The sequence below is a fragment of the Paraburkholderia sp. RL18-085-BIA-A genome (assembly GCF_046027075.1).
Lineage (GTDB): Bacteria > Pseudomonadota > Gammaproteobacteria > Burkholderiales > Burkholderiaceae > Paraburkholderia.
In genome coordinates, this window is sequence record NZ_JARESU010000426.1 from 1 (window position 1) to 1,426 (window position 1,426).

Sequence of the window (1,426 nt, forward strand, 5' to 3'; positions counted from 1 at the left end):
CTGCTCGCGCTCATACATGTTTTCGGCCCATTTGCCGATTACGACGGTGGCGGGGGTGCTCGGCGGGATGGAAGTGATCGAGCGGGAGCCGGAACGGATCGTCCGCCTGCACGAGAACGCCGTCTACCTGGAGGCTGGACTGAGCGCGCTCGGTTTCAAAACCTTCCGCGAGGCCTCGATCATTCCGGTTCGAATTCCTGTGGACGTGAATATTCGCGATGTTTGCAAGCAGTTCGACGATGCAGGCATCTTTCTGAACTCGATCGAATTTCCCGCGGTCAAGAAAGACGGTCAGCGTCTGCGGCTGAGCGTCATGTCGACCCACACCAGAGAAGACCTCGATATGGCGATTGCTGCGTTCGAGCAGATCGGCCGGAGAACCGGGATCATTCCTGACGTCACGGTTTGACCAGGATTAGATCCGGCTTGCATCACAACGAGCGTGGGCTCTGCTCTGGCTGTTGTCGATCGCGCGAAATTTCACGACCCCTGGCCTGAATCCCCCGGGTTCTCCGCGGGCCGGCTTGGGGGCAACCAGCAGCCGTCGCGCCGAATTGCGGCTTGGCCCCTTATGAGCGGACGTTCCCGGGATGGAGAGGGTCCGCTCGGGGTCGGTGAACGAAACCGCTCGCGCGGTAAAGGGCTCCGGCCCGCGATAGCGGTAATGGAGGGGGAACCGACTCTGTTTTCATGCTGAAGGGCGAGGCAATCCGCCTCGTCGCTCAACGGTAACAGAGTCATGAATCAGACCCTTCAGGCTATCAGTCCGCTGCGCCAGCGCATGATCGACGACATGCGTATGCGTCAGCTGGCACCGAAGACGCAGGCCAACTATCTGCGCATCGTGCGCGAGTTCACGCGGCTTCTCGGGCGCTCGCCCGATACCGCCACGGTCGAGGACCTGCGAAGCTACCAGCTGCATCTGGTCGATCTCGGCACATCACCCATTTCGCTGAACGCCGCGATCACCGGACTGAAGTTCTTCTTCGAGATCACGCTTCACGAGCCCGGGCGGATGGCGCGGAGGCAGCCGGTTCGCGTTCCCCGCACGCTGCCGGTTGTGCTCAGCCCGGACGAAGTGGCCCGGCTGATCATCGCCGCGGGCAACCTGAAGCACCAGACTGCGCTGTCGGTCGCGTACGGTGCCGGACTGCGTGCCAGTGAAGTGGTTGCGCTGAAGGTCGGTGACATCGACAGCCAGCGCATGACGCTGCGTATCGAACAGGGCAAGGACCGCTACGCGACGCTTTCGCCGGTGCTGCTCGAACGCCTGCGCGTCTGGTGGCGCGTGGCTCACGCGCAGGGCAGGATGCTCGAAGGTGGGTGGTTGTTTCCGGGCCTCGACCCGGTGAATCCGCTGAGCACGCGGCAACTGAACCGCGCCGTTCATGCCGCAGCCGAAGCGGCACACATCGACAAGCGTGTG

At 62.8% G+C, this 1,426-nt stretch carries 2 protein-coding genes; both read left to right on the forward strand.

The window, feature by feature from the left end; translation table 11 throughout:
• On the forward strand, positions 1-409 hold a 409-nt coding region (locus P0D89_RS52970), incomplete at its 5' end, for an aminotransferase class I/II-fold pyridoxal phosphate-dependent enzyme (protein WP_408371180.1).
• Between the two features lie 330 nt (positions 410-739).
• The coding region (locus P0D89_RS52975; RefSeq protein WP_408379627.1) for a phage integrase N-terminal SAM-like domain-containing protein at positions 740-1,426 on the forward strand (687 nt) is incomplete at its 3' end.